This is a genomic window from Marinobacter sp. G11 (assembly GCF_021282325.1).
Classification (GTDB): domain Bacteria; phylum Pseudomonadota; class Gammaproteobacteria; order Pseudomonadales; family Oleiphilaceae; genus Marinobacter; species Marinobacter vinifirmus.
In genome coordinates this window covers 14,988-41,740 of the sequence record NZ_JAJSPB010000023.1, presented here as the reverse complement: position 1 = coordinate 41,740, position 26,753 = coordinate 14,988, and the positions used below count along the sequence as shown (strand labels likewise).

At 53.1% G+C, this 26,753-nt stretch carries 23 protein-coding genes and 1 pseudogene; 14 read left to right on the top strand and 10 right to left on the bottom strand.

What is annotated here, in order from left to right:
• Positions 1 to 153: 153 nt before the first annotated feature.
• Positions 154 to 2,781, bottom strand: a complete 2,628-nt coding sequence (locus tag LWH94_RS13950; protein ID WP_232902596.1) for a helix-turn-helix transcriptional regulator — start codon at positions 2,779 to 2,781, stop codon at positions 154 to 156.
• Between the two features lie 229 nt (positions 2,782 to 3,010).
• On the opposite strand from LWH94_RS13950, the gene LWH94_RS13945 reads away from it, so the two are divergent.
• From LWH94_RS13945 to LWH94_RS13895, 10 genes are all read left to right on the top strand, one after another.
• On the top strand, positions 3,011 to 4,231 hold the full coding sequence (locus tag LWH94_RS13945; protein ID WP_011784150.1) for an alkane 1-monooxygenase: 1,221 nt from the start codon (positions 3,011 to 3,013) through the stop codon (positions 4,229 to 4,231).
• A gap of 137 nt (positions 4,232 to 4,368) precedes the next feature.
• Positions 4,369 to 4,887 (top strand): rubredoxin, encoded by a 519-nt coding sequence (locus tag LWH94_RS19635; protein WP_011784149.1) that lies wholly within the window; start codon positions 4,369 to 4,371, stop codon positions 4,885 to 4,887.
• 51 nt (positions 4,888 to 4,938) lie between these two features.
• The gene (locus LWH94_RS13930) at positions 4,939 to 6,393 is read left to right on the top strand and encodes an aldehyde dehydrogenase family protein (RefSeq protein ID WP_232902595.1); all 1,455 of its coding nucleotides are present in this window, start codon (positions 4,939 to 4,941) and stop codon (positions 6,391 to 6,393) included.
• A gap of 27 nt (positions 6,394 to 6,420) precedes the next feature.
• Positions 6,421 to 8,019, top strand: coding sequence for a GMC family oxidoreductase (locus LWH94_RS13925; protein WP_232902594.1), 1,599 nt, complete (start codon positions 6,421 to 6,423; stop codon positions 8,017 to 8,019).
• 100 nt (positions 8,020 to 8,119) lie between these two features.
• Positions 8,120 to 9,742: a long-chain fatty acid--CoA ligase gene (locus tag LWH94_RS13920; protein ID WP_269802602.1), complete on the top strand. Its 1,623-nt coding sequence runs from the start codon at positions 8,120 to 8,122 to the stop codon at positions 9,740 to 9,742.
• 85 nt (positions 9,743 to 9,827) lie between these two features.
• Positions 9,828 to 10,499, top strand: coding sequence for an OmpW/AlkL family protein (locus tag LWH94_RS13915; protein WP_023008031.1), 672 nt, complete (start codon positions 9,828 to 9,830; stop codon positions 10,497 to 10,499).
• A gap of 136 nt (positions 10,500 to 10,635) precedes the next feature.
• Positions 10,636 to 12,345 (top strand): methyl-accepting chemotaxis protein, encoded by a 1,710-nt coding sequence (locus tag LWH94_RS13910; RefSeq protein ID WP_023008032.1) that lies wholly within the window; start codon positions 10,636 to 10,638, stop codon positions 12,343 to 12,345.
• Between the two features lie 176 nt (positions 12,346 to 12,521).
• Entirely contained in the window at positions 12,522 to 12,872 is a 351-nt protein-coding gene (locus LWH94_RS13905) for an aldehyde dehydrogenase family protein (protein WP_023008033.1), read from the top strand.
• A 264-nt stretch (positions 12,873 to 13,136) separates the two neighbouring features.
• A complete protein-coding gene (locus LWH94_RS13900) occupies positions 13,137 to 13,943 on the top strand; it encodes a hypothetical protein (protein WP_023008034.1) in 807 nt (268 codons plus the stop codon).
• A gap of 111 nt (positions 13,944 to 14,054) precedes the next feature.
• Positions 14,055 to 14,198 (top strand): hypothetical protein, encoded by a 144-nt coding sequence (locus LWH94_RS13895; RefSeq protein WP_023008035.1) that lies wholly within the window; start codon positions 14,055 to 14,057, stop codon positions 14,196 to 14,198.
• Here LWH94_RS13895 and LWH94_RS13890 read toward each other — a convergent pair.
• From LWH94_RS13890 to LWH94_RS13855, 8 genes and pseudogenes are all read right to left on the bottom strand, one after another.
• Positions 14,171 to 15,256 (bottom strand): annotated as a pseudogene (locus LWH94_RS13890) (IS3 family transposase). The gene LWH94_RS13895 and the pseudogene LWH94_RS13890 overlap by 28 nt on opposite strands.
• Positions 15,257 to 15,300: 44 nt before the next feature.
• Positions 15,301 to 16,524, bottom strand: coding sequence for a GGDEF domain-containing protein (locus tag LWH94_RS13885; RefSeq protein ID WP_023008039.1), 1,224 nt, complete (start codon positions 16,522 to 16,524; stop codon positions 15,301 to 15,303).
• 179 nt (positions 16,525 to 16,703) lie between these two features.
• Positions 16,704 to 17,648 (bottom strand): IS5 family transposase, encoded by a 945-nt coding sequence (locus LWH94_RS13880; RefSeq protein WP_011784145.1) that lies wholly within the window; start codon positions 17,646 to 17,648, stop codon positions 16,704 to 16,706.
• Positions 17,649 to 18,102: 454 nt separating this feature from the next.
• Entirely contained in the window at positions 18,103 to 19,047 is a 945-nt protein-coding gene (locus LWH94_RS13875) for an IS5 family transposase (RefSeq protein ID WP_011784144.1), read from the bottom strand.
• Positions 19,048 to 19,232: 185 nt separating this feature from the next.
• Positions 19,233 to 19,670 (bottom strand): hypothetical protein, encoded by a 438-nt coding sequence (locus tag LWH94_RS13870; protein WP_232902592.1) that lies wholly within the window; start codon positions 19,668 to 19,670, stop codon positions 19,233 to 19,235.
• 14 nt (positions 19,671 to 19,684) lie between these two features.
• Entirely contained in the window at positions 19,685 to 20,935 is a 1,251-nt protein-coding gene (locus tag LWH94_RS13865) for an NAD(P)/FAD-dependent oxidoreductase (protein WP_011784143.1), read from the bottom strand.
• 73 nt (positions 20,936 to 21,008) lie between these two features.
• On the bottom strand, positions 21,009 to 22,421 hold the full coding sequence (locus LWH94_RS13860; protein WP_011784142.1) for a cytochrome P450: 1,413 nt from the start codon (positions 22,419 to 22,421) through the stop codon (positions 21,009 to 21,011).
• A gap of 14 nt (positions 22,422 to 22,435) precedes the next feature.
• On the bottom strand, positions 22,436 to 22,834 hold the full coding sequence (locus tag LWH94_RS13855; protein WP_319802629.1) for a 2Fe-2S iron-sulfur cluster-binding protein: 399 nt from the start codon (positions 22,832 to 22,834) through the stop codon (positions 22,436 to 22,438).
• 51 nt (positions 22,835 to 22,885) lie between these two features.
• Here LWH94_RS13855 and LWH94_RS13850 point away from each other — a divergent pair, with 51 nt between their 5' ends.
• Positions 22,886 to 23,956, top strand: a complete 1,071-nt coding sequence (locus LWH94_RS13850; RefSeq protein WP_232902591.1) for an AraC family transcriptional regulator — start codon at positions 22,886 to 22,888, stop codon at positions 23,954 to 23,956.
• 41 nt (positions 23,957 to 23,997) lie between these two features.
• On the opposite strand, the gene LWH94_RS13845 is transcribed toward LWH94_RS13850, so the two are convergent.
• Entirely contained in the window at positions 23,998 to 24,612 is a 615-nt protein-coding gene (locus tag LWH94_RS13845; protein WP_011784139.1) for a TetR/AcrR family transcriptional regulator, read from the bottom strand.
• Positions 24,613 to 24,870: 258 nt separating this feature from the next.
• On the opposite strand from LWH94_RS13845, the gene LWH94_RS13840 reads away from it, so the two are divergent.
• From LWH94_RS13840 to LWH94_RS13830, 3 genes are read left to right on the top strand one after another with little or no spacing between them, the layout of a single operon-like run.
• Positions 24,871 to 25,356: a PaaI family thioesterase gene (locus tag LWH94_RS13840; protein WP_031209883.1), complete on the top strand. Its 486-nt coding sequence runs from the start codon at positions 24,871 to 24,873 to the stop codon at positions 25,354 to 25,356.
• Positions 25,353 to 25,844: a PaaI family thioesterase gene (locus LWH94_RS13835; RefSeq protein WP_011784137.1), complete on the top strand. Its 492-nt coding sequence runs from the start codon at positions 25,353 to 25,355 to the stop codon at positions 25,842 to 25,844. The genes LWH94_RS13840 and LWH94_RS13835 overlap by 4 nt, the downstream gene beginning before the upstream one ends.
• Entirely contained in the window at positions 25,834 to 26,736 is a 903-nt protein-coding gene (locus tag LWH94_RS13830; protein WP_011784136.1) for an alpha/beta fold hydrolase, read from the top strand. Before LWH94_RS13835 ends, LWH94_RS13830 begins: the two co-directional genes overlap by 11 nt.
• Positions 26,737 to 26,753 lie beyond the last annotated feature (17 nt).

The window sequence follows — 26,753 nt, the reverse complement described above, 5'->3', positions numbered from 1 at the left end:
CTGGCTTACCAGCCAGGGCTTTTTGTTTGCCCGGCGAAGCCGGGCCGCCTGCCAGCGCCGCGAAAAGGTGGCACTCTCTGCCCATACACCCCTGCCCATACACCCCTGCCCATACCCCGGCTCCGCAACCAGCAGAGCACCGGTTACGTCTCACTATAAGAGTCCGCGCAGTCGCGCTTCAGTGACCGCCTGAACCCGGTTGGTTACTCCAAGTTCGCTGAAAATCTTCTTCAGATGCCATTTGACAGCATCCTCGGTCACAAGAAGCCGCTCAGCGATCGCTTTGTTGGTCATTCCATTACTTATGCACTTCAGTATGGAAATCTGCCTGACCGTGATAACGGAGTCGGTATGTCCCGGTACCGGTGCAGCGCTGAGGTCGCCTGCCCGGACTTCCGGGTCCTTTGTAGTGGCTGCTTCAGCGGTGTCCGGCAGGTCATCAAAAAGATTCCGGGCAAGGGGACTCAGGGAAAGCAGCGCTTCTTTTATCCACAGCGGTGTAAAGTGGCAATTCAGATGCTCCGCATGCAGGTTGGCATCAAGCATCATGCGCTTCGCCGGTTTTGAGGAACCGAGGGCAAAGGCTGCCAGGGCCTGGCAATACTGAGCGGCGACCCTGGTTCTGGCATCTGAGATGGCACTGGCAGCCTGAAGCGCCTCTCTGGCATAGTTCCCGGCCACACCAAACTGCTTCCCAAGCCTTAGCCTGTACATTGAGCGCACTAAAGCAATGTGCGCCTGAATGGCCCGGTTTTGATTCGGCGTAAATGTCAGCTCGGATTCATCGGGAAGTATCGGTGGCTCCAATTCCTCGTTGTTCAGGAGAGTGAACTCAGCCAGCTGAACTTTCGTCAGGATATTGAGGCGCGGGAGCTCGCGCTCGCTGGCGGCCAGGCGGGCTTGCTCCAACAGGGCCATGGCTCTGTCCCGGAATCCCTGGTGGTACAGCAAACGGCTGCATGCCTGTGTGCATCCACACAGAATGTCGGTAACGCCATAATTCAAGGCGAAATCAAAGGATGCCTGTGCAGATTCCGGGGAAACCAGGTGATGATCCTGTTCGAGCAGGATTTGTAACTCAAGAACACCAAGCATCTTGCTTAAAAAGCTTTTTGGTACGCCAATCTTTTCTGCGGTTTTATTCGCCTGACGCAACAGGTGCATTGCCCGGACCATGTCGCCTTTGAACAATTCTGTCTGAATTTCCGCCGTTTTAAGCCAGATAAACGCGTAGAATTGATTGGATGACTGATTGACCACAGCCGCCTTGTGCAATAATTCTTCTAACTCTTCAAAGCGGCGGTCGCTGGAGGCAATGAATGCCTGGCATGTAAGGGCCGCGCCTTTACCCACCAGGTTGCGATCGCCAAAGGCGTCAATCCACTTTTCACAGAGCGCCTGACTCTCCGGCAATTCATCGTGTGTGGCTTTACCTATTGCCTTAACCAGTTCCCGCCACCCTTCCTCATCAAGGCTGCCCAGCCCCCTGGAAATCGGATGGCGGGAACTCGCCAGCATTTCCTCTGCCTGCCGCGCTTGCTGGCTGAAATACAGAGTCCAGGCATAGCCTATGCTTAAGGAAGCGATTTTTTTTATCGTGCGGGCCGGCACCTTTTCAAACCATGTGCGAAGCACTTCGATTTCACCTTGCCGGAGCGCCACGTCCAGAATAATGCTGTCACTGACCACGCGCGCCCAGCGATGGTCACTGGCTTCCAGGGCGACGTTGATTGAATGGAGGTACTCCCCCCTGCGCCAATGCCAGAAGGCGACGCGTTTCAGTACATACGAACGGCGCTCCCGTTGAGTGGCGCTAAACACACTGCGCAAATACTCTCTCAGCACAGGGTGCATGGTCAGGCGCTTGCCGGAGGAGGCGGTGGGGGCTAAAAGTGCAAATTTTTCGTTAAGAAACGAAATTTCCTGATCAGCCTGTTGCGTTTTATAGACATAGTCATAGCATTCAGCGCTGATCTCCTCGAGCATCGCTGCGTTGCAAACAAACCTTCGCGCATTATCGGGTAGCACGGACAAGAGATTGTCCCTGAAATACGAGCGGGTTTCCGGCCAGGATGCGGGCGGGAGGTCCGGGTTCGGGGTTTGGCACATCAGCCTGACGAGTGCGGGCCATCCGCCGGTGGCTTGTATCATGTTGCCTGCTTCGAGGCCATCTATACCCGTTACCTCACCAAGCTCCTCCAGCTCCTCTTCTGTAAAGGCAAGCTCATCAGCACCATAGGTCACAACACCCGTCATCAGCGACAAACGTGGCAACGCCCCGGTGCTGCCAGGCGCAATAAAAAATTTTACATTGCCCGGTGTTTCGCAGATCAGATCCTCAATCAGATCCCCGTTATCTGCCCCTTCACCGGGCCCGTCAAGGCAAATTCTTATGGTCTTTTTTGCATTGAATAAGGCATCCCGAAGCGCTTCGATGGTGTCGGTGTCGCTTTTCAGCGCTCCCCGGGATTCAGGTCCTTCAAGCTGATATAAAACCAACGCCGCAAACAGGCTGTCAGTGACATCCCGTGCGTCCGGGTACGATCGTCTATTGATATAGACGGCACTCTCGTGTTCCGGATCGCGGATGTTCGCTGCCAGGGCTACCTGTACAGATTTTCCGTAGCCCGGCGGAGCCCGGTACAGAACGACTTTTGCTCCAGGCACCGCGGAAGCACTCAGGCGCTGGCGGTCTGTACAGCCTTGAGTAATGAAACGCTGACGACCCCACATCCGGGCGGACATCTTTCTGCACCAATCTTCCAGGCTATGGCGTGTCATGACAGTCAAGTCTCCTGCTTTGCCACCCCGGAACGCGCCCGCGCCAGGGCATGACGCATATCGACAGATCTCTGACCCAAACCTACCCGTTCGGGTAGTTGTCTGACCTCAGTTTATAGCCAATCCTGTCACTGTGCACAACCGTCCCGCTCATCCTGGTGGTCCGGTGTACGCGATGCAGAACAAAACGTAAAAAGATGATGAATCTGAAAACAATAAGGTGATCCTGATGTCAATGTCAGAAAATGTATTAACAGAGTCTCTTCAGAGGGACCCTGGTGCCGAAAACTATGTGGACAGAAAGCGCCACCTGTGGATCCTTTCTGTGCTGTGGCCAGCAACACCTCTTATAGGCCTTTATCTGGTCGCCCAGACCGGATGGAGCATCTGGTACGGATTGGTGTTGATCCTTTGGTATGGCGCAGTTCCCTTGATTGATGCCATGTTTGGAGAGGATTTTTCCAACCCCCCCGAGTCGGCTGTGCCTCGGCTTGAACAGGATCGTTACTATCGGGTACTGACCTACTTGACGGTTCCTATTCACTATGCCGCCTTGATTGTCAGTGCCTGGTGGGTATCCACGCAACCAATGAGTGTTTTCGAGTTTCTGGCATTGGCCCTTTCCCTGGGAATCGTGAATGGCCTGGCTCTGAACACAGGCCACGAACTTGGCCATAAAAAAGAAACGTTTGACCGTTGGATGGCGAAGCTTGTCCTCGCCGTGGTCGGATATGGTCATTTCTTCATTGAGCACAATAAGGGGCATCACCGTGATGTGGCTACGCCGATGGACCCGGCGACATCCCGCATGGGCGAGTCCATTTACTCATTCTCACTGCGTGAAATTCCCGGTGCTTTCAAGCGGGCATGGGATTTAGAGGAACAGCGCCTCAGTCGTTGTGGAAAAAGTGTCTGGAGCCTGGAGAACGAAGTTCTTCAGCCTATGATTTTGACCGCTGTGCTTTATGCGGGATTGCTGGCGTTTTTTGGCCCGTTAATGCTGATCTTTTTGCCCATTCAAATGGCCTTTGGCTGGTGGCAGCTGACCAGCGCCAACTACATTGAGCATTACGGATTGCTGCGCGAGAAGATGTCGGATGGACGTTATGAGCGTCAACAACCGCACCACTCATGGAACTCAAACCATATTATGTCGAACCTGATTCTGTTTCATTTGCAACGACATTCCGACCATCACGCCCATCCTACAAGGTCCTATCAATCGCTTCGCGACTTCAAAGACCTGCCTTCCTTACCATCGGGATATCCCGGAATGTTCCTGGCCGCAATGTTTCCCTCATGGTTTCGGTCGATAATGGACCACCGGGTGCTGGATTGGGCTAAAGGAGATCTCGATAAGATTCAGATTCAACCCGGCAAGCGTGAATTCTATGTGCGTAAATTTGGTGGGACTGATTCTGAATCAGTCGATACCGCAGCGTCTAAATGATCGGCTAATTAGAACTTATATACGTCGTTTACTTTATTTACGTTGCAGAAAAAGAGCCTCTGACGTGCACCTGAAAGAGGGTGCGCGTCGGGCGCTACCAAAACAAAGACAATAATATCGTTTGAAAGGTGCTTTAAATGGCTAAACATCAATGCCCGGATTGTGGTTATGTATACGACGAAGTGGTTGGTGATCCGCACGAAGGCTTTCCTGCAGGAACGACCTGGGAAAAAATTCCTGAAGACTGGTCCTGTCCAGACTGTGCCGTCAGGGATAAGGTTGACTTCGTTGCGCTTCAAGAAGCGAACTCGGAACTTTCGGTGTCCGCAACCAATATAGCGGTCCGTACTGCCAGCCAAGCTAAGACCGAGGGAGCATCGCAGAAAGCAACGGACGCATCTACTCCTTCAGCTAAAAATAAAACAAAGCCCAAAGCGAAACCGAAGCCTACCTCTTCAAAATCGCCCAAAGACTCGACTCAAAAAGATACCTATCGGAAGTGGGTCTGCATCACTTGCGGCCATATCTACGATGAAGCTCTCGGAGATGAAGCCGAAGGCTTCCCTGCCGGCACTCGTTTTGAAGATATTCCAGACGATTGGTGCTGTCCGGACTGTGGTGCCACAAAAGAGGACTATGTCCTCTATGAAGACTAATAATCCGATTTAAAATAACAACAGTCTCGTTCGGAAAGAGGTGATTTTATAATGCAGATTGCTAGTCTGGCGGAGGTTGGGCTGCCCAATGTGTCAACCAGCGATACGATTGATTCAACGTTCGCGGCCCTAAAGCGGGCACAACTTGCGCGTCGCGGAAGTTTTACCTTAGAGGCTCGAATAGCGCAGCTCGACCAGCTGCGGGATTCAATTAAACGCTACGAATCAAACATCATTGCGGCTTGCGCGGCGGACTTTCGAAAACCCGCTCCAGAAGTCAAATTAACTGAACTCCTGCCGGTGCTTCAGGAAATTCGACACACTAAAAAACACTTGCGTAAATGGATGCGTCCGAAGCGGGTGGCTGCCTCCGTTGGCGTTCTGGGTACGAAATCTTATGTTCGGCCAGAACCAAAGGGGGTGTGCCTGATCATTGCACCGTGGAATTATCCGCTCAATCTCGCGCTGGGACCTCTGGTCTCGGCGTTGGCTGCAGGAAACGGTGCGATCATCAAACCCTCGGAAATGACACCCCATACCTCAAAGGTGATCGCTGATATTGTCGCCGAAACCTTCTCTCCTGACCTGGTTTCCGTGGTTGAGGGGGATGCTGCGGTAGCGCAGAAACTGTTGACCTTGCCCTTCGACCACATATTCTTCACTGGTAGCCCTGCGGTAGGCAAGCTGGTCATGGAGGCTGCTGCCAGGAACCTTTCCTCAGTGACACTGGAGCTGGGCGGGAAATCCCCGACCATCGTAGGCCCGGATGCCAACATAAAGAAGGCTGCCAGATATATTGTCTGGGGGAAGTTTGCCAATAACGGCCAGACCTGCATCGCTCCAGACCACGTTTTTGTACACAGAAGTATCGCAGACCAATTCAATGAAGCACTTAAAAAGCAAATCGGGCGCACCTACGGAAAAACACCGGAAGCTCAAAAATCGACGGCTGACTATTGCCGGATTGTAAATGCCCGTCATTTCCAGCGCGTGTCAAGCCTGATAGAAGATGCCAAAAGCAAAGGCGCAAACGTCTTTGAAGGCGGTATTACAGATGCTGAAGAAAATTTCATTGCGCCGACGTTGATTGCAAATGTATCCAGCGACATGGATATCTCACGTGAGGAGTTATTCGGCCCGATATTACCGGTTATTGAGTTCGATGATATTGATTCGGTTATCAATAAAATAAATGATAACCCCAAGCCGCTGGCGCTTTACGTATTCGACAAAAACAAGTCTTTTGCCAGGAGTATTATCGAACGAACAAGTTCCGGCGCTGTAGGGGTCAACCTTACAGTCGTGCATTTTCTACATCCGGACCTGCCTTTTGGTGGAGTGAATAATTCCGGGATAGGGGCGGCACACGGTGAATACGGTTTCCGCGCTTTTTCGCATGAAAAGGCGTTGATGGAGGATAAGCATTCTCTTATCCACCTTCTTTTTCCTCCCTATACACGCTGGGTCCGGCGGCTCATAGATGCTGCTGTTCGTATTCTGGGCTGAGCATAATCCAATAACAAGAGAGTCACTATGTACGATTACATTATTGTTGGCGCCGGGTCGGCTGGCTGTGTATTGGCTAACCGACTGACTGCCGATCCCTCGAAGCGAGTAGCGTTACTTGAAGCAGGGCCAAAGGATAAGAGCCCGCTCATACATATGCCTGTGGGTATTGCACTTCTTGCCAATAGCAAGCAGGTGAACTGGGCCTTCGAAACCGAGCCTCAGGAACATCTCAAGGGGCGCCGTCTGTTCTGGCCCCGGGGTAAAACTCTTGGCGGCTCCTCCTCCATCAACGCCATGGTCTACATCCGGGGCCACAAAGCCGATTATGAACACTGGGGTCAGGCTGCCGGAACCGACCTTTGGGGATGGGACCGCGCATTAACATTGTTTCGCCGACTGGAAGATAACGAACGTTTCGGACCGGATGCTTACCACGGCAAGGGCGGTGAACTCAGCGTAAGCGATCTGAGATCGGTCAATCCGTTAAGTCGGGATTTTGTTCGCGCCGCTTCCCATGTGGATGTCCCGGTGAACACGGATTTCAATGGCGAAACGCAAGAGGGACTGGGCCTCTACCAGGTGACACAAAAAAATGGTCGGCGCTGGAGTTCGGCGCAGGCGTTTCTGCGTGGCGCAGAGAAACGGCCTAACCTCGATGTGCTAACGGACGCTCGGGTAACCCGGGTGGTAATGGATGGCCAGCGGGCGGTTGGGGTGACACTGAACCAAGGGGGCGAATATCGCCAGCTCAGACTCAATAATGGCGGTGAAGTCATTTTGTCCGGCGGGGCGGTTAATTCACCACAGCTACTTTTGCTTTCCGGAATCGGTGATCGCGAAGAGCTTCGGAAACACGGAATCCCTCTGGTCCATCACCTTCCTGAGGTGGGCAAGAATCTGGTCGATCATTTGGATATTACGCTGATGCACGCGGCGAACTCACGTTTGCCTATTGGTGTTGCCCCCAGCTTCCTGCTTCGGGGAGTGAGCGCACTTTTTTCCTATATTTTTGCGCGACGCGGGTTTCTCACCAGTAATGTAGCCGAGGCAGGAGGCTTTGTTAAATCCAGCCCTTCGTGTGAACGACCGAATGTGCAATTCCATTTTTTGCCAACTTTTTTGAAGGATCATGGGCGAAAAGTGATGACCGGGTATGGCTACACCTTACACATTTGCGATCTGCTGCCCAAAAGCCGGGGTTTTATTGGACTGAAAAGCCCTGATCCATTAGCCGATCCGTTGATTCAGCCCAATTATCTGAGTGACCCCGAAGACATCAAGACAATGATTTCCGCCGTTAAATTCGGGCGACGAGTACTCGCGGCACCGACAATGGCTTTGCATAGTAAGCGAGAAGTCATGCCCGGAAACTCTGTGTCCTCGGACGATCAGATTGCGGACTTTATCCGGGAAAATGCAGAGACTATTTACCACCCCGTTGGCACTTGTCGTATGGGCGCGGATCCGGATTCAGTCGTTGATCCGGAATTAAAAGTCAGAGGGATTGAAGGGCTAAGAGTTGTCGATGCCTCGATAATGCCCAGTTTGGTTGCCGGTAACACCAACGCACCCACCATGATGATTGCCGAAAATGCAGCCGACATCCTCTTGGGAAATGTTTAGGTTCAAACCCGGATTATGCCTTCTACATTGGACCTTAATGACGCCAGATACTCGCGTCAACCAACTACAAAAACGACAGGAGATAAACGTGCTTGGCCAAATGATGAACATGGAGCTCACCGTGAATTCCTTGATCGACCATGCTGCTCGCTACCATGGAGACGCTGAGATTGTGTCGATAGGAACGGATGGAAATCCCAGTCGATCTGACTGGGCAACTGTTTCGGAGCGGTCGCGACAACTTGCGTCAGCGCTTCGAACGGCAGGCTATGTCCAGGGGGATCGGTGCGCGACCATTTGTTGGAATAACGTGGGGCACCTGGAATGTTATCTTGGCATCTCTGGTGGCGGGATGGTGTGTCACACCATTAACCCGCGACTGTTTCCAGAACAACTCGTTTACGTTATCAACAATGCTCAAGACAAAGTCATATTCTTTGACAAAACGTTCCTTACCATTGTTTCAAATATCCGAGACCGACTGGAGACGGTTGAGAAATTTGTATTGATGTCCGAACCGGACGAAGAAATTGCAGCGCAATTTCCAGGCTTGTTGTTTTATGAAGAGTTTCTCCAGCGAGGAACGCCTAACGCGAATTGGCCTGAAATCGCCGAAAACCAGGCCTCAAGCCTCTGCTATACATCGGGCACCACCGGAAATCCCAAAGGGGTGCTCTATTCACACCGCTCCACCGTTCTGCACGCGCTGGTAGCTGCTCAACCCGACGCACTGAATTTATCGGCACGGGACGTGGTGATGCCGGTTGTTCCTATGTTTCACGTAAATGCGTGGGGGGTACCCTACATTACGGCGATGGTTGGAGCCAAACTGGTGTTGCCTGGTCCTGGCCTGGATGGGCAAAGTTTGGTCAAGCTGATCGATTCAGAAAGCGTAACGATTGCGCTGGGTGTGCCTACGATTTGGCAGGGACTTCTCTCGGCTTTGGACGAGCTTGGCTCCTCGGCACAGTCGCTTAAACGGACGGTGATACGGGGTAGCGCTTGTCCGCCCTCAATGATGTCGGAGTTTCGTGGTAAGTATGGCGTAGAAGTTGTCCATGCATGGGGAATGACAGAAACATCACCGATCGGAACCGTCAACGCACTGCTGTCGAAACACAATACTCTTTCGGAGGAAGGAAGAAACAAAATCCGTGAAAGCCAGGGACGGCCTCCCTACGGGGTGCAGCTCAAAATTGTAGGAGAAGACGGTCATCAACTGCCCGAAGATGGCATTGCTCAGGGAAATCTCCGCATCCGTGGTCATTGGGTGGTAGCCGATTACTTCGGTGTTGAACCAAATCAGACTCTTGAGGAAGACGGTTGGTTCGAGACAGGTGATGTTGCTTCGATCAATGATGATGGATTTATGACAATACGTGACCGCTCAAAAGATATTATTAAATCTGGTGGTGAATGGATATCTACAGTCGAATTGGAGGGAATCGCAATGGGCCATTCTGCCATCAATGAAGCTGCCGTAGTGGCGGCCTCCCATGATAAATGGGACGAACGACCGATCCTGTTGGCAGTAAAAATACCCGACGCAAATATTACTGAGGAGGAACTTCTTGCTCATTATCAGGGGAAAGTCGCCAAGTGGCAGATCCCGGATCGCGCGATCTTTGTGGAAGGATTGCCACGCAATGCCACGGGGAAAGTATTAAAAAACAAGCTGCGTTCTGAGTATGGGGAAGTATTAGTCAATAAACCGGCAAGCTAGCATCAATGAGTGGCATTTGTGTTACGAAAAATTGCAGTTTTACCTAAAGCCAATTTGTTTTAATACCAAAAAGGATAATAAAAAAATGAAACCTAAAATAATTAGTAAAGTCTCGTTAGTGGCGTTCCTTTTACTTTCACTTGCTGCGAGCCTGGCCAACGCTCAATCTGAGCCGGTTTACAGTAGAGGCGACTGGGTGGTTGGACTGAATGCCACTAGAGTTTTAACCGATGAAGATTTGCGATCAGCCTCTGCGGGGGGTGCCCCCGTTCCAAATTCCAACCTGTCTATTAACAACGATACGACCGTTTCATTCGACGTGTCGTATTTTCTGAGTAATCAGCTGGCATTTAACATTTTTGGCGGCATTCCCGCTAGTGCGGACCTCCAGGGCGAAGAGTCTCTCTCCGGTCTTTTTCTTGGTCAAACAGATTATGGTCCGGTAATTCTTTCGCTTCAGTATCATGTCTTAACGGGTAGCAACTTCTCTCCGTACTTTGGAGCGGGTGTAGGACGGATTCTCTTTTTAGATGAGAAGGATCGCGCACTAACCGACTTTGATGTTGAAGATACTTGGGCCCCTGCCGTTCAAGCTGGTTTTCGCTGGAAGATGCATAATAACTGGTCGGCAAATTTTGATGTAAGATATGCGCCTTTTAAGGCAGATATCACCGGTAACTTGGGCCCTGCCCCTGTTCAGGCGAAAGTGAGAGTAAACCCCACTATCGTGGGTATCGGTGTCGCATACCACTTCTAAGTAAAGAATCTGGGGTGGGTCTTGCCGCTAAAGTTTCCCTGCGATCGGTCGATGCGAGCGAGAGGTTGATACGCATCAGGTGGTAACACCTCCGATTGCAGACGTTTTCTTTAATCAACTAACAGAACCGTTACCCATGATTGACTCTATAAAGCAATGGTTCGGACTGATACGGCACCGGGTCTATTTCCTTGTCGGACTGGGCGTCGTGGTGACCCTGTTGGCTGGCTCGGTGTCGTTCTTTGTGTTCAACACGCTCGATGTGGTGACTTTGATCTCGAGGGCTGAACGAACCCATACGGTTAACGTGTTCAGGGCGAGTTCCAGTCTGCACCAGTACGTCAATACCAACAATGAGAGTGACTACCAGAAATTCGAGGATCGTCTCAGACGCGCGCTGGCCTACAGCGCTTTGTTCTCGGCGACGCCGGAACTCCTTGAAACCAGCAGCACCTCGGAGTTCGCACGAAAGATACAACAAACGTTCCAGGAAGTGAGGTACCCTGACCAGGCCCGCGCCCTAATTCTGCGGCTCAGGATCCTGAAGAGTAACCCAATCGCCCAGCGTCTGGTTTCCCTGTCGGGCGAAGCCTCCGAGATATCGGAGCAGATACTCGCTCTGGCGGCCGAACTCAGGAACGCCGCCGATCCCTCGCAGCGGGAGGAGATCATCCAGGAAATCGATGCCAAAGAAAGACAGGTCAACGAAGTGGCGCATCAGTTCTCGGAACTTACGGGAAATCTCTCGCAGTTCGCGATTTCCCTGGCCACGACAGTTCTCTTTGCCGTATTGATCCTGGGGATGCTGGTACTCAGTATCGTGGCGTGGCTGGTTGTCCGTCCCATGAACCGCTCGGTAAATCAGGCGGTGGAGACGATTCAGAGCCTTGCCGAGGGTCATCTCGACTCGAGGCAGTACACTGCACCTGGAGAAATGGGGCAGATCCTAGAGGCGACCAACTGTCTCCAGCAACAGCTGAGCCGTGTGGTCAGCGAAAGCCATACCATCTCCCAGACCCTGGCCAGCAGTGCCGAAGAGCTGTCGGCAACGACAGACGGCCTGCTTCAGGGCGCCGAGGATCAGTCGCGGGGGATCGAAGCGGTCAACGGCTCCGTTCAGCAGATGTCGGACAGCGAAGCAACCGTCGCTGACAAAGCCAGGGAAACCCGAGACGTATCGATGCGGACTGAAACGCTGGCCAGAGCAGGCGGGGACAGCGTCAGCCGGGCGGTAGCGGGAATGAGCCGCATAGAACAGGCGGTGAGCCAGTCCTCGCAGACAACGGAAGCTCTCTCCCAGGCCAGCGCGCGTGTCCACGAAGTGGTCAACACAATCCAGGCCATTGCCGAACAGACCAATCTGCTGGCACTGAATGCGGCCATCGAGGCGGCCAGGGCCGGAGAGCACGGCCGGGGCTTCTCAGTGGTTGCCGATGAGGTGCGGGCGTTATCAACACGAACCCAGGAAGCCACGCAGGACGCCGCCAAAGCTCTGGAAACGATCGAGACGCAGGTTTCTCAGGCCACAACATCCATGGAACTCTGTCAATCGGAAGTCCGTGAGGCACTGGATGTCACTCAAGAGCTGGAACAGGCGTTTCAAGGTATCATTGCTTCATCCAGTGACGGTCGTTCACACAACGAAGACATCGCAAAAACTCTCCAGGAAAATGCCAAGCGGGCCCATCTGATACTGGACCAGGTCAGTCGTATAAGCCAGATTACCTCGAACACAGAGCAGTCCAGTCAGCAGATCAATACGGCGGCAGATCAGCTTGCAAGGACTGCCGCCGAGCTGAAGGATCTGCTCGAGTGGTTTAAGGCCAGTGGGGGCTCAAAGCAATAGCAAGAACCAGTTGCTCCGCCAGGGAATGTTGGCGAGTAAAAGTACGCATGAGTTGAGAGCACTGACTGGGTGAATAGGTGCGAAGTGCCATTATATCGCCCAAAGCTCCACCATTGCAGGCTTTTCACGTCTAGGATATAGATTGGACTGACCGGATAGTAATTCCCTGAGGCGTGATGCAGCGAGAAAGGAAAGAGGTCCATATTTGGGCTGGAAAAATATTTAGTTCTGGTTGGGTAGAGGCAGGGGGTGGCGTTTCCAATGTTATCGATCCGTCCAATGGCGATCGTCTTAGTGTTCCGGGCATCGCAAATGGCGAGGATGTTGTCGCTGCTGCGCAGGTGGCCGAGAGAGCACAAAAGAAGTGGGCTGCAATACCATTTAGTGAAAGAGCCGCGATTGTCCGAAAGGCTGCAAAGACACTAAAGAAGCGCGAAAAGGAGTTTGCCGATTGGAATGTGCGGAAAAGCAACCCGACCGTCAGAGCTTCGCCAGCGCTTCAATGTGCACTCGCTGATATCTGTTAGCTCTGCGACCTTGTATCGGGCTGCACCACCGGCAAAGGCTTCATCAAACAGCTCCAGGAGCCGTGCACGTTCGGTTCGTCCAGCGGCGTCAGTCGTCCTCGCGGCCGTCCGGGTCTTCACCGTACAAGGCTTCGAGCTTTTTGACAACATCAGAAGCGAGGTCGTCTCGGGAAGCGCAGATTCGCGAATCGGAATTTAGCGAGTCGCGCCAACGGACTGATCTGGATACAAAAATATAACTGTAATTAAGGAGATTTTCATCCGATGAAAGACGCTCGAACCCAAACCCGGTCGCTCACTGCCGGCCTTATTGCGCTGATTTTCGTCTCCCTGACAGTGAAGGCTGACGAAACTCGATTTCTGTCACAACTCCACGACTTCCGTATTATTAACTTTATTGCCCTTAGCGCCTATTATCAGTACAGCGCCAGCGGTGATAAAACCACTCTGAACGAAATAGTTGCAGCAATCAACAATGCCAACAGTGCGATGAATGCCATTGCTGAAGACAAGTCCAGCGCCTTGAGCGAGGAGCAGACCCAGCAACTCGTCACTGAATTCGACAAGTTCAAAGAACTCATGCGCCAGAACATCAATGATGTGCGCCAGCGTGGTTACCCGGACTTGAGACTCCTTTCGGAAATGGCCGACCAAACAGTCACTCTGAGCACGATTTCATCAGAACTGTACGATCTTGCTCGTGAGGGCGTGGGGGCCAACCCCGACGAAAGGGTCGAGATTGCACGTTCTGCAGCGGTCATGATGGCGCGGATGATGTCTAAATACTCCGCACGCTCAAACTCTTCCGTTGCCGAAAGCTTTCAGGGCGCCGATTCGGAGCTGGCCCTTGATCAACAGGCAAAACAATTTGATCAATTGGTTGAAAAGCTTGTGAAGACCCCCTCCAGTGGGGAACTGAAAAAGGCCATAGACAGTGTCCAGACCAAGTGGATGTTTATCCGCGGTTCTTATATCAACTTCAATGACAATAATGTGCCTTTTTTAATTGATCATTATTCCCGAGGTATTTTGAAGAGCCTGCATGAAGCCATCGCCTTATTAACCGCATAGTATCCCGTCCCGCCTGAGTTAAGGCCCGCTCCGTGACGTGAAGCAGGTCAACTTCGTCGTAGAATGACTGTTTGCGGCCTAACTGCTTAGCATCGAATACGGAGGTCATCCATGAAGCACTTTTTCGCCAACCTAACCATCCGCGCCCGGCTCATCGCCGGCTTTTCCGTGCTGGTGGCCATTGCCCTGGTAATCCCCCCATTTTTAACGGGGTTCAAAAGTAGACCTCAGGCCATCATGGCCAACTTCTGTTGAGGGGTAATCCCTCCAAGTCCCATATTGGGTCGTTCATGATTGTAGTGCCAGAGCCAACGAGTGGCATAATCCTGGACTTCTTCGGTGCTGTCGAACAGATACTGTGCCAGCCAGTCGTAACGCACGGTTCGGTTGTAACGTTCGATATAGGCATTCTGCTGGGGTTTGCCAGGCTGGATAAACGCCAGCTTGATCTCTCGGTTCTCGGCCCAGGCTGACAGCTTGCCGCTGATGTACTCTGGGCCGTTGTCACAGCGAATGGAGCGCGGCTTGCCTCGCCATTCGATGATCTGGTCGAGTGATCGGATAACACGCTCTGCCGGCAGCGAGAAGTCCACCTCGATGCCAAGGCCTTCGCGGTTGAAGTCATCAATTACATTCAGCAGCCGGTAACTGCGTCCGTCATTGAGCTGGTCGTGCATGAAGTCCATCGACCAACTGTCGTTGATCGTTTCCGGCACGGCCAAAGGCTCCGGCTTTTCACGGACCAGACGCTTCTTGGGCTTGATACGCAGGTTCAGTTCCAGCTCCCGGTAAATCCGGTACACCCTTTTGTGGTTCCAGCCAAAACCCTTAACGTTACGCAGATGCAAAAAACACAACCCGAAGCCCCAATTTTTCTGGTTATGGGTCAATCGGATCAGCCAGTCGGCAATCTCTGCGTTCTCGTCGCTGAGCTTAGCCTGGTAGCGGTAACAGGTTTCACTGATGCTGAACATCCAACACGCCAGGCGAATGCTAACACGCTTCTCATTGACGGCTTTCTGCGCCATCTCACGACGACGAGACGGCTTTACCACTTTTTTTCGATGGCTTCCTTGAGAATGTCCGACTTAAGCCGCTCCTCGGCGTACATTTTTTTGAGCCGACGGTTCTCGTCCTCCAGCTCCTTCAAGCGGGCCATCATGGACGCATCCATACCGCCGAATTTGGCGCGCCATTTAAAAGCTGGCGCTGCTCACGCCGTGCTCACGGCAAAGCTCCGGAACCGGTACGCCGTTCTCGGCTTGCTTGAGTATCGACAGGAACTGGCTGTCGGAAAAACGTGACTTCTTGATGCAGAATCTCCCTGCGTGTAGCTTACGGAAAAGTCTACTTTTGATCACCGCTGTTTTTCGGTGGGATTATCATAAAAGGCCCGTTTGTTCTCGTACATGCGTTTATCCGCCAAGCCTAACACGGAACGAGCATTCAGGATTTCCGAAGAAGAGGCCACGCCGATGCTGAACTGGATCGGGACGCGGCGAAAGTCCTCGTCCTCGTGATCGTCGAAATCCAGTATTTGTGCTTGGCTGCACCGACTGATCCGTTCCAGCAGGCATTGTGTCTGGTCCAGTCTGGTTCCTGGACAGATCACCGCGAATTCATCGCCGCCGATGCGCGCCACGCAGTCCTCTTCACGACAACTCGATAGCAGCAGGTCGGCAACGGCGCTGATCAGGCGATTCCCGGCCAAGTGTCCGAGGTTGTCATTCAGCCCCTTGAGTCCGTTGACGTCCACCACCAGAAGTGAGAAATCAATACCCTGATTGCCTTCCTTGAGTTCGATCTGGCGTTCCAGTTCTTTATTGAAATAGTTGTGGTTATAGACACCGGTAAGACTGTCGATGTTGGCAAGTTTTTCCAGTTCGATAGTCAGCAGCCTATTTTGGATGGCCGCCGCCGACTGATCCAGGAAGAGGGAGATGATTTCTTCGTCGGCTCGTGACAGGCACAGCCCCTTTACAGCCAGCGTGCCGATCACCAAGCCCTTGCGGCCATGCAGGGGCAAGAATTGCCAGTGCCGACCCTCGTTCCCACATACCCGCTTGAGCTGCACCACCACCTCGGCCTGGCCTGATTCTAGGAGTCGATGATTGTTGTGAATCAGGATGCGCTTTTCCTCTTTGGAAATGCCGTGAGAGGAAAAAAAACGCACCATAGTCGACCGGCCGCTGCCCCAAACGATGCTGAAATGATTGTCGGGCCACAGCTGATGCAGTCGCACCAACATGTCGTCCAGCAGTGCCGAAACTCGGTCGTTTTTCTGCATGACCGCACTACTCTCCAGCAGAGACTGAAAAATCTCGTTACGACGCGCAGCGACGCGCGTGGCCTCTTGGGCGATTTTCCCGACCATCACTAGGATGTACACCACCGGCGACGCGACCAAGACCGCGGTGATTAGGGCAGTGGCCAGGATTGACGGGCCCAAGGTGCCGCCAAATAACATGAACAATGGGGGGGCGATCATTCCGGCGGCGATCACGGACAGAGAAGTCACCACCAGGACACGGTGTGGCCACCGCAGGTTCATGAGGTGGCTGGTAAAATGGGGAAGCGCCATGGCGTGGGTTTCGGCAAAAATTTAACATTAAGAGGCTAGGGAAGGTCTGAATAACTGCTGATATTTGCCCATCTTGGGTTTAAACGGCAAAAAATCGAAGATTCAGACACTATTTTCCCTTTATTTGTGTGTTTTTTGCCCGTTTCCCGCCATTTTGGCGGAAAACAGGCGCACTGGCCCTACGCCAGCATGTATTTTTCACCGATCAGCAGGTTGCTAAACGCGGCCAGCAAATGCAACCGGTTGCTGTTCTTGGCAAGGCCGCGATAGCGGACCTTGCCATAACCAAAGACCCGCTTGATGTACCGGAAGGGATGCTCGACCTTGGCACGAACACTGGCTTTGATCTTCTCTGCTTTCAGTTTGTCGGCATCCAGCGTCTTCCGGGTGCCAGGCCGTTTGGCAATGAACCAGGAGACGTTTTTGCGGTGCTTATGCTCATCCCGCTTCTGAATGCCAAGGTAACCGGCGTCGCCGAAGACTCGTTGCTCTTCACCATGCAGCAGCTTGTCGGTGGGCACGATGTCGTGAACATTGGCAGCGGTGGTATCAATGCTATGAATCAGACCGAACGTGTCGTCGACACCAATGTGCATTTTCATGCCGAAGTGCCATTCGTTGCCCTTTCTGGTCTGGTGCATCTCCGGATCACGCTTGCCAGTTTGGTTCTTGGTGGAGCTGGGAGCAGAGATGATGGTGGCATCTACGATGCTTCCTTCACGCAACATCAAGCCGTTTTTCTCCAGGTGTTTGTTCACCTCTTTAAACAGCGCCTTGCCAAGACCGTGCTGCTCCAGGAAATGCCGGAAGTTGAGAATCGTCGTCTCATCTGGCAAACGGTCCAGCTTCAGACCCGCGAAGTGCCGCATGGATTCGATCTCGTACAGCGCGTCTTCCATGGCCGGATCGCTCAAGTTATAGAACAACTGCATGCAGTGAACCCGCAGCATGGCAGGCAGCGGATAAGGGGGCCGTCCGTTCCGGCCCTTCGGGTAATAACGGGCTACCTTCTTCTCCAACTGCTTCCACGGAATCAGCTTGTCCATCCGTTCCAGAAAGATCTCGCGACGGGTCTTGCGCTTCTTGGTCTGGTATTCGGCTTCGGAGAAGGTGATCTGATCCATGCTGGCAACGATCCTATGCGATTGACGATGGCCGTATTATCGCTGATTTTGGAGACTTATTCAGAGCCTCCTTAGAAAAGCAGTACTTCACAAAGCTGTCAGGTGTCTAGGATATTGGGGCTTGCCACACTGCGAAATCGAAGGGGGTATCGATGAAGCAGGTTATCAAGAATCTCCATCGGCAAATCGGTCTTCCAGTACGTTAATAAAACGTTGGTCTCAGTTAGCCACAAAAACGTGTTCGATGCCATGACGAACAAAGACTGATCATGTTCGCGGCGCATACATTGTACTCGCCAATTACAGAAAGCTAAGGAAGGTCTGAATAACCGTCGATTTTCACCAGCATCCGTTTGAGCCAGCAGAAAACGGAAAATTCAGACGCAACTCTCCATTTATTTGTATGTTTTCTGCCCGTTTCCCGCCATTTTGGCGGAAAATAGGCACACTGCCCCTATGCCAGCAGGTATTTTTCACCGATTAACAGATTACTGAACGCGGCCAACAAGTGCAGCCGGTTGGTGTTTTTCGACAGGCCGCGATAGCGAACCTTGTTGTAGCCGAACACCTGCTTGATGTACCGGAACGGATGTTCCACTTTTGAGGGGATGCTGGCTTTGATTTTCTCGGCTTTCAGCTTGTCAGCATTCAGGGCCTTCCGTGAACCCGGGCGCTTGGCGATGAACCAAGACACATTTTTACGGTGCTTGTGCTCGCCTCGCTTTTGTATGCCGAGGTAGCCGGCATCACCAAAGACTCGGCGCTCTTCACCGTGCAGCAGTTTGCCGGAAGGCACAATGTCATGGACATTGGCAGCAGTGGTGTCGATGCTATGGATAAGGCCCAGTGTGTCGTCGACGCCAATGTGCATCTTCATGCCGAACTGCCATTCGTTGCCCTTTCGGGTTTGGTGCATCTCCGGATCGCGCTTGCCAGAACTGTTCTTTGTGGAGCTGGACGCAGAGATGATGGTGGCATCAACAATGCTGCCTTCACGCAGCATCAGGCCGTTTTTCTCCAGGTGCTTGTTCACCTCTTTGAACAGCACCTTGCCGAGACCATGCTGCTCCAGAAAATGACGGAACTTAAGGATCGTTGTTTCGTCTGGCAGACGATCGAGCTTCAGGCCAGCGAACTGGCGCATGGATTCGATCTCGTACAATGCATCTTCCATGGCCGGATCGCTGAGGTTATAGAACAACTGCATGCAGTGAACGCGCAGCATGGCAGACAAAGGATAGGGAGGCCGTCCGTTCTGGCCCTTGGGGTAATAACGGGCTACCTTCTTTTCCAGCTGCTTCCACGGAATCAGCTTGTCCATCCGTTCCAGAAAGATCTCGCGGCGGGTTTTGCGCTTTTTGGTCTGGTACTCGGCTTCGGAGAAGGTGATCTGATCCATGGTGGCAACGATCCTATGCGGTTGACGACGGCCGTATTATCGCTGATTTTGGGGACTTATTCAGAGTCTCCCTAAGTGACCCAAATCATTTCTTTCATCATATGTTCGAGAATTCCCAAACTTGAGGCCTACGCCAGCAGATATTTTTCACCGATCAAAAGGTTGCTGAATGCAGCCAGCAAACGTTATTTAAAAACCTCTAACCGTTTAGTTGAGTAATAGATTGCCATCAGCACTGGTACGTCCTTGCTATAAAAAACTGTTTCATTAGCGCCATACCTTTGATTCAATTGGTCAAGTGTCCTGATATCAATACCGGATGTCAGAACCCGCCTCCCATTTACATCTCCAACAAGCCTGAATCTCACTCTGTTTGATTTACAGACTGCCTGCAGTTTGAACTCTGAGTAGCCCGTTCTTGGATGCCACTTTCCAACGGCTTCAACAGTGACACTTCCAACAGAAGAGGCCGAAAACATTAAGTGCTTGGTGTGATTTAACCAAGATTCAGTGATATACACCTCAACCCATAGCGGTCGCGCAAAGTCACAATCTTTTATTGTTAAGAGGATCAAGTTCATATTTATTGGCTCACTCCGGTGACTGGCTGCTTCGGTTGCCACGCAACATATTGCCTTCAACTCTGGAGCCTTCCGTTCACCAAAGATTTCAGTTCAGTATCCGGATCCTCTATTAGTTCCGGGTTGATCGTTCTGCGTTGTTGAACGAGTGTCTTGCCTACCAAAAAAGCAAGGGGCAGGTTGACCGCGTCAACAGCAATAACACAGCCTTCGCGGAGATAGAACACGGCAAATCCTTTATCCTCGGGGGTGCCTCGAACCACTCGCTGATCATGATTTTGCGACAATCCTACCATCTGCAGACGAACATCGTACTGGTTTGACCAGAACCATGGAACGCTATCATAGGGTTTCTCCTCACCCATCAGGGTTGCCGCGGCTGTACGAGCCTGATCGACAGCATTGGCGACAGACTCGAGTCGTTGCATCTTCTCGAAGAAAAGATTCCGGTGCCGGGTGCAGTCACCGATCGCCAAGATGGCGGGGTCCTCGGTACGGGTAAATTCGTCAACAATAATACCGTTATCACAGGGCAGGCCGGCGTCCTTAGCCAGAGCGGTTTCCGGGATAATGCCGATCGACACAAGGACGATGTCGGCCGGTACGGTGCTTCCGTCCGCCAACGTCACGCCAGCCACATGCCCCTGATCGCCCGCTTCGAAGCCGGTTACCGCTGTGTTCAGACGTACGTCCACGCCGGCGCCACGGTGTTTGTCGTAAAGGAACGCTGATATTTCCGGGCCCGTAACGCGCTGCATAAGACGTTCGGCGGCTTCTAGCACCGTGACATTAACACCTTTTTTGTTGGCACTGGCCGCCACCTCAAGGCCGATGTAACCACCACCCACGACGACCAGGCGCTTTCCAGCAACTAACTGTTCACGCAGTACCTCTGAATCAGCTATGTCGTGCAGGTAATGAATGCCATTTAAGTCAGCCCCGGGCGCGTTCAGGTGTCGAAGGTGTGACCCGGTGGCCAGGACCAGTCGATCGTATTGCAGCCTGCTCTGATCCGACAAGCTGATGGTGCTACTGTCCCGATCAATTTGTTCGACGCGCACACCGAGCCGCAACTGATGGCCTGCGTTCTCGTATACCGAGCGCGGTTTCAGGTACAGCGACTCCTGATCAACGTCTCCTGTCAGGTAATTCTTGGACAGCGGCGGTCGATGGTAGGGCGGATGAGGTTCATTCCCCACCAGAACGACCTCATGTTGATATTTTTTTTGGAGTAAGGCTGTCAGGAGGGCACCTGCTGCGTGCCCACCGCCAACAATGACCGTCCTCTCTTTACGTTTGCTTACCATAGGCTATCTCTTTCGCTGTGCCCTGGGATTGGACTCTCCACACGTTCGGATGCCATCCTGGTCAATCGGTTAATTAACTGTTCGGTGTCAGTTTGACCATCAACCTGGAATAGCCCCGCACGAAGTTGGACTGCACCCGCTCGGGCTCTTCGACGACTTCGATGTTGTCAAAACGCTTGAGTATTTCTTCCCAGAGGATGCGCAGTTGCAGTTCAGCCAGACGGTTGCCCATGCAACGGTGAACCCCATAGCCGAACGACATGTGGTTTCGTGCGTCCTTGCGATCAATGATGAACTGATCGGGGTTGTCAAATTTGCGCTCGTCCCGGTTACCCGACGCGTACCACATGACAACTCGATCACCCTTCTTGATGGTCTGGCCGCCCAGTTCGACATCCTGCTTGGCGATTCGGCGCATATAGGCCAGCGGCGTTTGCCAGCGGATGATTTCCGACACCATGTTCGGAATCAACTCCGGTTTTGCCTTCAATTTTTCAAATTCCCTGGGGAATTCGTTCATGGCCACCAGGCCACCACTCATCGAGTTGCGCGTCGTATCGTTGCCGCCGACTATGAGCAGCGTCAAATTACCGATAAACTCCATCGGCCGATTGATCAGGTCTTTCGTTTCTTTGTTGCTCTGCAACAGGCTGATCAAATCGAAACCGGGCTCCTCGCCTGCTGCGCGGCGCGCCTCCTTGTCCCGCCAAAGCCTGGAGAAAGACCGGGCCATGTCTGCCGCGTCGTCAAACATGGCATTTTCATCGGCAAACTCCCCGCCGGTGGCCGATGCTGCACCTGCCATTCTGTCCGACCACTCAACCAGCTTGTGGCGTTCCTCGTAAGGAAAATCCAGAAGCGTCGCCAGCATGCGGCCTGTGAGTTCCTTGGAAACAGCAGGTACCCAGTTAAAGGGTTTGTCTGTAGGCAGGCTGTCAAGCACATCGCCGGTGCGTGATCGGATCAGCCCCTCCATCTCCTTCAGGTTTTTCGGTGCCACTACTCCCTGCACCGAGCTGCGCTGCACATCGTGTTTCGGCGGATCCATCGCTATGAACATTTCCACCGACAGCCCCTCCGGAGGGTCACCGAGAATGATTTGCGGCTCGGCGGAAAACAGGTCGTGACTCTTATCCACGAACAGGATGTCTTCAAACCGAGTTACCGACCAGAAGGGGCCGAAAGGGCTGTTCTTCTGGTAATGGACCGGCGCCTCATCACGCAACCGTTTGAAATAGGCGCGCCACTGACCCTGCCGGTATAAAAACGGATTGCTGACATCGATGTCCTCAAGGGCCAGCGTGTTAACGTCCGGGATGGGTGTTTCAACGAATTCGGGCATCGGTCGGCGTGGGCCGAAGGTCTTCCTCTTGGCGCTCATTAAGAATTTCAGTCCCTGAATTTGCCTCTGCATCGGCACCACCCTGGAGGTGGCGTTAATCAGTCGGGACTGAATGTCGTCAAATGTTCTGGGCAGTGTTGGCATGCGTCCTCCTGTGTTCACATCTGGAACTCGGGTAAATGCACGGTCATGCCGTCCATTTCATCAGTCAGTACCACCTGGCAGCCCAGGCGCGAAGTGCTCGCCCGCTCCGGTGTCATTGACAGCATTTGTTCTTCCTCATTGCCAGGCGTGCCTGTCTTGCTGAACCATTCGTTCGTGACGATAACGTGGCAGGTACCGCAGGCGCACTCCCCCCCACAATCCCCGTCGATACCGGGAATGGCGCTATCAACAGCGATTTGCATTACCGAGGAACCAGCTTTGAATTCTGCGACATGTTCAGTTTGATCATGTTCGATAAACGTAACTTTGCCCAATGTTGTTCTCCTACCAGCATTGATGATTGACAGATATTGCCTGTCTGCCAGCATATTTTTCAGGTCATTTCTTGACAAGCAGGGGTCATTTGAAGACAAAATGGCGAAACTTTAGGAAGGGGGGTATCAATGATGGCGGCGCGGAAGAAAATGGAGGAGTTGCAAAGTCCCGGTCCGGATATTCCATCGAATTACTCACGGCTAGTTGCACGTGAGCTGAATCTGACAGCCAGACAACTTCCGCGTCTGCTGCGGGGCACTGGACTTGGGGTGACGCAATTTTTGAGCGAGGACGGACTGCTTACTGTGGCTCAGCAGATACAGATCCTGCGTAATGCAATGGATCTGTCCGGCCAGCCAGAATTTGGGTTAAGGCTGGGTAAACGAATGACTCCGGCAACCCACGGAGCAATGGGGTTCGTGGCTTACAGCAGCCCCGACCTCCTCACTGCTCTACACGCGATTCGGACATTCCTGCCCACGCGCGCGAGCTTCATCCAGTTGCACTTGCAGCAAGTCGGTGAGCGTTTGGAATGTATTCTGCAGTACCTGGGGCCATTAGACGATGACATACAGCGTTGCCTGTCGGATGCGATGGTCAAGGCACTTTTCGAATTCGGCGAGTTCATGGTTGGCCGCCCTTTGCGCGAGGCTGAAGTATGCTTTGCCCATCCGAAACCCGAGTATCACGCAACGTATTCGGACTTTTTGTCCGGGCAGATTCACTTTGATTGCAGCCAATTAAAACTCAGCTTGCCGATGGCCTTGTGTCGGGAACCAAACGCCTCTGCCAATCATGAAAACTATCATCTGGCCATGCGACAGTGTGAAGCCATGCTTGCGCAACTTCAGTCCGATAAGCCAAGCTACCAGAGCCGGCTGAAGAAGATGATGTTGTCCCGGCCGCCGGGAACGCTCAGTGAAGAGGAAGCGGCTGCTTCTCTGTTCATCAGCAAACGCACCCTGGCGCGTAAACTCAACCATGAAGGCAGCAGTTTTCGAAAAATCCGTGACGAGATTCTGTCTCAGCAGGCAGCGCTATACCTGCGTGACAGCGAACTGTCAATCGAGGCCATTGCCGCGTTGATGAATTATCACGACAGTGCCAATTTCAGACGCGCCTTCAAACGCTGGTTTGGCCAGCCACCTGAGCAATTCAGGCTAAACGTCAGATCACACACCATCTATACACGTGATTAACAAACATAAACCGGCGCTAATTACGCTTGGGGAGCCAGTGCCTATGTTCGTACACTTTTCCTGATTACACCATCCATGATGACGTTCCAGACAAAATCACCAATGCCGTCGAGTGTATAGACACCTTTCGGATCAAACCAGGTTGCGACCCAGTTGAGCGCCCCGAGGCCGATTAGGCGAAGCAGGCGAGCATTGACATCCTTCCGAATCACGCCTTGCTCAATCATCGTTTCGATGATCTCGGCCCAAAGGGATTCATACTGGTCACGCAAAGCGATGATGTCCCCGCGGGCCTCCGCGCTCAGTGAACGCCACTCAAACAAAAGTACGTAAACCGTATCCGAATCAACCAGCAGGGCGTGCAAATGTGCGTTGATACAAAGACGCAATCGTTCCACGGGATCGTCCGAGCTGGCGTACGCGGTTTCAACCTCTGTTGTAACCAGGTCTACTCCCCGACGCATCAGCTCAACGAGCAGCGCTTCCTTGCTGCTGTAACGATAATACAGACTTCCGGGCAGCATATTGCAGGCTTCGGCAATCTCCTTTAGAGACGTCCTTTCAAAACCTTTCTCTCGAAAGAGCCGGGCGGCGTTAGACAAAACGTTACCCTGATCGCCTAATTTGCTTGCAGGGGTAATCTGTCTGTCAACCATGGCTTAACCATCTCCTGAGCAATCCCGTTTATTAATCATCAGAGCAGCCATCATTCGATTCGTTTCACTGATCGCACGCCATTACACCGGTGCCGTGCCATTTGGATTAACAAAGTGTTGACTTTTGGTTGGTTGACCAACCAAACTTTGGAAACAATGCTACTCACAAGAGAACGCCATGGCAATGACCTATGACAATCCACTGGTCCTCTACACTTCCGCCCCTGCGCGAAATGCATGTCAGACTGGGCGGATCTGATGAACGATCTGAACAAACTTCAGCACAGTGACGCTGTGACGACGGCGTGGCAGTTCACCGAACAGGTTCCTCACGGCAGGGATCTGGGCATGCAAGTTGTCTCGGTAGACCAGGGCCAGGTCTGTATGCGGCTAACCCCGCAGTCATGGATGTTCGCCCATAAGGATACAAAAGAAATCTGCACCAGCGTACTTTACTCGCTGGCAGACTCCGCCGGAGGCTTGGCGGTATTCGCGGGTGCCCTGGAGTTGATGCCCATTGCCACTCTGGATCTGCGCATGGATTATTTGCGGCCTGCCATCGGCGACCGGGCCCTGTCAGCGGTGGCCACCTGTCGTCATTTATCGGACGATGTCGCGTTTATTCATTGTGACATCCTTAGCGAGGGAAATCGCGAGTTACTAGCGACGGCAAACGCCACCTTCATGCGTAACACCCAGGGACAGCAATTGCATGCAGGTGGACCAGGAAAGGAGAGCGCATGAGCACGACTGGCGATTCGGCCCCACAAATCTCAGGCACTGCGGAAAGTGCGAAAGAATGTGCTGACTGGCAGGCTCTTCTGGAGCGCATTCCCTATGCACAGCACCTCGGGCTTGAGGTTCAGCGCGGTGATGTAGGCGTATTGGTTCATTTGCCGTGTCGTGAAGCGCTGATTGGCAACTTCATGCTACCAGCCCTCCATGGCGGCGTGCTTGGAGCCCTGATCGAACTCACCGCGCGGGTGGCTGCGCAAAGCCAGGATGCAGAGACACGTTGCCCGCGCATTCTCGACAGCCACATCAATTACCTCCGCTCCGCGAAGGCCCGATCGACGTTCGCCAGGGCCGACATTATTCGGCAAGGCAGGCGCACCAGCCTGGTCCAGGTGACCTGCTGGCAAGGCGATGATAAAAAACCGATCGCCACTGGTCAGGTTCAGTTATTGCTCCCGACAATGGCCGCCCAACAAGAAGACCGTCATGGACATTAAGCACAACACACCTGAACGCGACGAATTCCGGGCGACGGATGGCGCCGATATCGCACTGTGGCGCTGGCCGCAATCCAAAGCGCGACCCACACTGCACTGGGCCCATGCCACGGGTTTCCATGGCCGCCTGTACCATCCACTGCTTGACGAGCTCGCCACGGACGTCAATGTCCTGGCCTGGGACATGCGAGGACACGGGGCCAGCGTTGGTGCAGCCAACCTGTCGACATTCCGGGGCTGGGAAACCTATTATCGCGACCTGATCGCTCTGCTGGAATGCCTGGACGAACCGGTCTGGCTTGCCGGCCATTCCATCGGTGCCACCACCAGCATCATGGCCGCTGCCCGGCGGCCTGACAAAGTGCTGGGTCTGATTCTGGCGGAACCGGTGATCATGGATCCGGTGCAGGGCCTGAAGTTGGGGCTGGCCAAGCTGCTGCGTCAGTCACATCGGTTGTCGCTGGCCGCCGGAGCGGCACGTCGGCGCAGGGTATTTGATTCGCACGCTGCTGCGCTGGACAACTATCGTGGCCGCGGTGGCTTCAAGACCTGGCCCGAAGCATGGCTGAACGCCTACGTCCAACACGCCTTCGTGCCGCAGGGTGACCAAGTTCAATTGGCGTGTGCGCCCGAATGGGAGAGCACCACCTTTGCCCATACCGAACACAACCCCTGGCCCGGTATTCGTCAGTTGCGGTGCCCGGTTATAGCACTGGCCGCGGAACGCGGGTCAACCTTCTCACCAAAGGCACAAAAACGCCTGAAGGCCCTGCTGCCTTCGGCTGACGTCAGGGTTCTTGAGGGCACGACCCATTTTCTGCCTATGGAGCAGAAGGACATCGTTCGCGATGCTATCCTGCAACTAGCTTTATCTGGATGCCGCGAGAACTGATATCCACACCTTAATCT

Bases quoted from the DNA above. Each gene is read 5' to 3' on its own strand.
- LWH94_RS13950 (WP_232902596.1), bottom strand. From the start codon at position 2,781: ATGACACGCCATAGCCTGGAAGATTGGTGCAGAAAGATGTCCGCCCGG.
- LWH94_RS13945 (WP_011784150.1), top strand. From the start codon at position 3,011: ATGTCAATGTCAGAAAATGTATTAACAGAGTCTCTTCAGAGGGACCCT.
- LWH94_RS19635 (WP_011784149.1), top strand. From the start codon at position 4,369: ATGGCTAAACATCAATGCCCGGATTGTGGTTATGTATACGACGAAGTG.
- LWH94_RS13930 (WP_232902595.1), top strand. From the start codon at position 4,939: ATGCAGATTGCTAGTCTGGCGGAGGTTGGGCTGCCCAATGTGTCAACC.
- LWH94_RS13925 (WP_232902594.1), top strand. From the start codon at position 6,421: ATGTACGATTACATTATTGTTGGCGCCGGGTCGGCTGGCTGTGTATTG.
- LWH94_RS13920 (WP_269802602.1), top strand. From the start codon at position 8,120: ATGATGAACATGGAGCTCACCGTGAATTCCTTGATCGACCATGCTGCT.
- LWH94_RS13915 (WP_023008031.1), top strand. From the start codon at position 9,828: ATGAAACCTAAAATAATTAGTAAAGTCTCGTTAGTGGCGTTCCTTTTA.
- LWH94_RS13910 (WP_023008032.1), top strand. From the start codon at position 10,636: ATGATTGACTCTATAAAGCAATGGTTCGGACTGATACGGCACCGGGTC.
- LWH94_RS13905 (WP_023008033.1), top strand. From the start codon at position 12,522: ATGCAGCGAGAAAGGAAAGAGGTCCATATTTGGGCTGGAAAAATATTT.
- LWH94_RS13900 (WP_023008034.1), top strand. From the start codon at position 13,137: ATGAAAGACGCTCGAACCCAAACCCGGTCGCTCACTGCCGGCCTTATT.
- LWH94_RS13895 (WP_023008035.1), top strand. From the start codon at position 14,055: ATGAAGCACTTTTTCGCCAACCTAACCATCCGCGCCCGGCTCATCGCC.
- LWH94_RS13885 (WP_023008039.1), bottom strand. From the start codon at position 16,524: ATGGCGCTTCCCCATTTTACCAGCCACCTCATGAACCTGCGGTGGCCA.
- LWH94_RS13880 (WP_011784145.1), bottom strand. From the start codon at position 17,648: ATGGATCAGATCACCTTCTCCGAAGCCGAATACCAGACCAAGAAGCGC.
- LWH94_RS13875 (WP_011784144.1), bottom strand. From the start codon at position 19,047: ATGGATCAGATCACCTTCTCCGAAGCCGAGTACCAGACCAAAAAGCGC.
- LWH94_RS13865 (WP_011784143.1), bottom strand. From the start codon at position 20,935: ATGGTAAGCAAACGTAAAGAGAGGACGGTCATTGTTGGCGGTGGGCAC.
- LWH94_RS13860 (WP_011784142.1), bottom strand. From the start codon at position 22,421: ATGCCAACACTGCCCAGAACATTTGACGACATTCAGTCCCGACTGATT.
- LWH94_RS13850 (WP_232902591.1), top strand. From the start codon at position 22,886: ATGATGGCGGCGCGGAAGAAAATGGAGGAGTTGCAAAGTCCCGGTCCG.
- LWH94_RS13845 (WP_011784139.1), bottom strand. From the start codon at position 24,612: ATGGTTGACAGACAGATTACCCCTGCAAGCAAATTAGGCGATCAGGGT.
- LWH94_RS13840 (WP_031209883.1), top strand. From the start codon at position 24,871: ATGAACGATCTGAACAAACTTCAGCACAGTGACGCTGTGACGACGGCG.
- LWH94_RS13835 (WP_011784137.1), top strand. From the start codon at position 25,353: ATGAGCACGACTGGCGATTCGGCCCCACAAATCTCAGGCACTGCGGAA.
- LWH94_RS13830 (WP_011784136.1), top strand. From the start codon at position 25,834: ATGGACATTAAGCACAACACACCTGAACGCGACGAATTCCGGGCGACG.